This window comes from Succinivibrio sp., assembly GCF_045124615.1.
Classification (GTDB): Bacteria; Pseudomonadota; Gammaproteobacteria; order Enterobacterales; family Succinivibrionaceae; genus Succinivibrio; species Succinivibrio faecicola.
In genome coordinates this window covers 1-4296 of record NZ_JBGVMC010000104.1, presented here as the reverse complement: position 1 = coordinate 4296, position 4296 = coordinate 1, and the positions used below count along the sequence as shown (strand labels likewise).

Below are 4296 nucleotides of genomic sequence, written 5' to 3'. Positions count from 1 at the left end.
AGATATTATCATCCATCTGACAGAGGTCTTGAGATAAATCTTTCAAAGAAGGTTGAATATCTTGACCACAGAGACAGGATATCAAAAAACAAACGCTATAAGGACGGATTTGTAGGCAGGTATACAAAACACCGCTAATTTTTCGCTCTGCTTTTTGTTCTAATAGCTCTTAAAATATTTTTCATTTATGGTAAAATTACCGCGTGAAAAATTACATTGTGATGTAATTTGTAAAGGTTTAATTTTTAAGTAAATGGCAATTATTCATGCTTGATTCAAGATATCTGCGCGCTGACATTGAAGAGGCCGCACAGCGCCTAGCAAAAAGAAAATTCACTTTAGATGTAGCTAAATTAACCGAGCTTGAGACCTTAAGAAAAGATTCCATGACCCGTACTCAGGATCTTCAGGCTCAGCGTAATTCATTATCCAAGAGCATCGGCCATGCTATAAAGGCAGGTCAGGATGTTGAACCAATCAAAGCTCAGGTTGCAGAGATTTCTAAAGAGCTTGAGCAAGTAAAAGCTAAACAGGATGAAGTATTAAAGCAGATTAATGATATCGCTTTAAGAATTCCAAATCTTCCTGATGATTCTTGCCCACTTGGTGAAGATGAGACTTTCAACGTTGAAGTAAGAAAGTGGGGTACTCCAAAGCAGTTTGATTTTGAGGTAAAGGATCATGTTGCTTTAGGTGAAGGTTTAGGTTTACTTGATTTTGATACAGCAAGAAAGGTATCAGGTGCAAGATTCTCATTTATGAAGGGTGCAATCTGCAAGCTTCACCGTGCACTTGTTCAGCTTATGCTTGATCTTCATCAGGATCAGGGGTATACCGAGGTTTATACTCCATATCTTGTAAATATGGATTCTTTATATGGTACAGGTCAGATGCCAAAGTTTGCCGAAGATCTGTTCCACACCACTTTAGATGGTACCTGTGACGGTGATGGTGTAAATCATCATTTCTGTCTGATTCCTACAGCAGAAGTTCCACTGACAAACATGGTTCGTGACGAGATCATTCCTGAGCAGGATTTACCTATCAAGGTTACAGCTCATACCCCATGTTTCAGATCAGAGGCTGGCTCTGCAGGTAGAGATACCCGTGGTCTTATCAGAATGCATCAGTTCGATAAGGTTGAAATGGTACAGATTGTTAAACCTGAAGATTCATGGCAGGCTTTAGAGCAGTTAACTAATGATGCTGAGGCTGTACTTCAGGCTTTAGAGCTTCCTTATCATGTAGTTGCACTGAGCACCGGTGATATGGGCTTTAGCTCTGCAAAGACTTATGATCTTGAAGTTTGGCTACCAGCTCAGAACTGCTACCGTGAGATTTCATCATGTTCAAACTGTGTTGATTTCCAGGCTCGTCGTATGCAGGCTCGTTTACGTCGTAAAGATGGTAAGGTAGAGCTTGTACATACTCTTAATGGCTCAGGTCTTGCAGTTGGTCGTACTCTTGTTGCAGTTATGGAAAACTATCAGAATGCAGATGGTTCTATCACTGTACCAAAGGTTTTACGCAAGTACATGAACGGTCTTGAAGTAATTTCAAAAGAGACTGTTTAATGCTAAGCATTCTTGACTGGATAATGATCGCTGTAGTGTCTGCATCTGCAGTGATCTCTGTTTTCAGAGGCTTTATAAAAGAAGCAACTTCTATCCTGTCATGGGTAGTGGCTTTTGTCTTGTCAAGCCGCTGTTATTCTTTTGTTGCACCTTATATGACCTTTTCAAATGATGCTCTTACAAGAAAAGCTGTAGCGAGCATCCTTGTTTTCATTGGTTCACTTTTAGTACTTGGCTTGATCTCAAGTGTGATATCAAATCTTGTAAAGAAAGTTGGTCTTTCTGGTTTTGACAGACTGCTTGGTGTTGCCTTTGGAATTGGTCGTGGTGTTTTAATTGTATGTGCCGTACTGGCTTTAGGTCAGATCCTTTTCAGACTGCATATACTTACATTCATTCAAGATTACGACTGGTACAGAAATTCTGTCTTCGTACCTGAATTACAAAGAATTGTTAACTGGTTCTTCATTTATGTGGGAACCCCTGAAACTGGAGCATAGTTATGTGTGGTGTGGTTGGTATTGTAGGAACCTCTCCTGTAAATTTATCTTTATATAATTCACTGCAGGTTCTGCAGCACCGTGGACAGGATGCCGCTGGTATTGTTACTGTAGATGAGAATGATAATTTCCATCAGAGAAAAGCAAACGGTATGGTAACAGAGGTCTTTTCACAAAGACATATGTTACGGCTGACCGGCAACATGGGTATTGCTCATAACCGTTACCCAACAGCAGGTTCTTCTTCAGCAGCAGAAGCTCAGCCATTCTATGTAAACTCTCCATACGGAATCGCTCTTGCCCATAACGGCAATCTAATCAATTCAAGAGAATTAAAAGAGAAGTGTAAACAGGCTCGTCGTCATGTAAACACTCAGTCAGATTCAGAAATTCTATTAAATATCTTTGCCTGGAAAGTATCTGCAATCGATAAGGATATTCCATCTCCTGAAGATATCTTCTCAGCCGTTTCTGGTGTATATGATGAGATCAAGGGCGGTTATGCTGTAGTAAGCCTTGTTTTAGGTGTTGGTCTTGTTGCTTTTAGAGATCCATACGGTATTCGTCCTATGGTTTTAGGTGAGAAGGTTACATCTGATGGAAAGACTGAGTACATGGTAGCTTCAGAGAGCGTTGCTCTTGATGTTTCCGGTTTCACTTTAGTTCGTGATGTACAGCCAGGTGAAGCTCTTTTAATTACTAAAGATGGTCAGTTATATTCTAAGATCTGTGCAAAGAACCCAACACTGAACTCATGTATCTTTGAGTATGTATATTTTGCAAGACCTGATAGTATCATTGATGGTGTATCAGTTTATGCAAGCCGTGTTCGTATGGGTACCAAGCTAGCAGAGCAGATCCAGAAAGAACACAATGATCTTAAGATTGACGTTGTAATTCCTATTCCTGATACTTCAGTTGATATTGCAGTTCAGATTGCTCGTACATTAGGTGTTCCATACCGTCAGGGCTTTGTTAAGAACCGTTATATTGGTAGAACCTTCATTATGCCAGGTCAGAAGCAGCGTAAGAAGTCTGTTCGCAACAAGTTAAACCCAATTCCTGCAGAGTTTGAAGGAAAGAATGTACTGTTAGTTGATGATTCAATCGTACGTGGTACAACCTCACTTCAGATTGTTGAAATGGCTCGTGAAGCTGGTGCAAAACAGGTTTACTTCGCTTCAGCATCCCCTGAGATCTGCTATCCAAACATTTATGGTATCGATATGCCAACCTCTAAGGAGCTTATCGCTTATGGCAGAACCAATGAGGAAATCGCTAAGGAAATCAAGGCAGATGCTTTAATCTATCAGAAGCTAGATGATCTGATTGCATCTGTAACTGAAGAGAATCCATCACTTACCAAGTTTGAAACTTCAATCTTTACAGGTAAGTATGTAGTTCCACCATCAGATGATTATTTTGAGAATATCGAAAAGCAGAGAAGTGATGATGCAAAGGCAGATAAAGCCTGGAAAGATTCATCAGACTCAGAGCAGTTAGATATCTTCAATATTCAAGCTTAATAGAAAGATAAGTCAAAAAACGCCAGATAATACTGGCGTTTTTATTAAGCAAAAACAAAAAGCCTCGAACGTGGCTTTTTGTTTTTGAAATAACTGATTTTATTTCTTGTTGGAAATTACAACAGTTGATCTTGGAGGAATTGTCAGCTGTTTTCCTGCAAATAACTCCTTTAGGATCTTAGCTTCAAATTCTGGATTTGTCTTAGTTGAACCGTATGATTTAACAATCAGTTTTTCACGGCTTAAAAGCTCATACAGACCTTCTAGACCTTCACCATGATCACTGCGTCTTACATTTCTGCCAGATAGTGGGATTAACAGATCTTCACCAGTATCGGCACTGTTATCAGTACCACAGTCTTCAGGCATATACATTGATGCAAGAAGAGGGAAGAGCATTGAGCCTTGTTCTACCTTTATCTGTTGTCTTGATGCATTAACCAGAACAATTGCAAATCTGTCCTCATACAGTCTTGTATAGCCAAAGTAAGCTCCACCAGCACAGATAAACAGCATAGAGCCTCTTGAGAAGGCTGGATTTGAATGTCTTAGTGACGCAAGCTCTGAAATGATGCCCTGTGTTTCAGCAGAGTTTACGCTTACATGACGATCCTTTAGTGCATTAAATGGAATCAGTCCGCGAGGGCCTACCTGGTATTTATCAATTACATCACCTAGTTCATCACCCTGGTAAAT

At 39.9% G+C, this 4296-nt stretch carries 4 protein-coding genes; 3 read left to right on the top strand and 1 reads right to left on the bottom strand.

Annotated elements, in window-relative coordinates:
• Positions 1-266 precede the first annotated feature (266 nt).
• The 3 genes from serS to purF are packed head-to-tail and all read left to right on the top strand — an operon-like array spanning position 267 to position 3600.
• Positions 267-1574 (top strand): serine--tRNA ligase, encoded by a 1308-nt coding sequence (gene serS / locus ACJML3_RS02955; protein WP_406020465.1) that lies wholly within the window; start codon positions 267-269, stop codon positions 1572-1574.
• The gene (locus ACJML3_RS02950; RefSeq protein WP_406020463.1) at positions 1574-2074 is read left to right on the top strand and encodes a CvpA family protein; all 501 of its coding nucleotides are present in this window, start codon (positions 1574-1576) and stop codon (positions 2072-2074) included. The genes serS and ACJML3_RS02950 overlap by 1 nt, the downstream gene beginning before the upstream one ends.
• A 2-nt stretch (positions 2075-2076) precedes the next feature.
• Positions 2077-3600 carry an amidophosphoribosyltransferase gene (purF, locus tag ACJML3_RS02945; protein WP_406020461.1) on the top strand — a complete coding sequence of 508 codons (1524 nt, stop codon included), beginning with the start codon at positions 2077-2079 and terminating at the stop codon, positions 3598-3600.
• 99 nt (positions 3601-3699) lie between these two features.
• On the opposite strand, the gene ACJML3_RS02940 is transcribed toward purF, so the two are convergent.
• Positions 3700-4296, bottom strand: a 597-nt coding sequence (locus ACJML3_RS02940) for a hypothetical protein (protein ID WP_406020459.1), incomplete at its 5' end; no start/stop codon positions are given.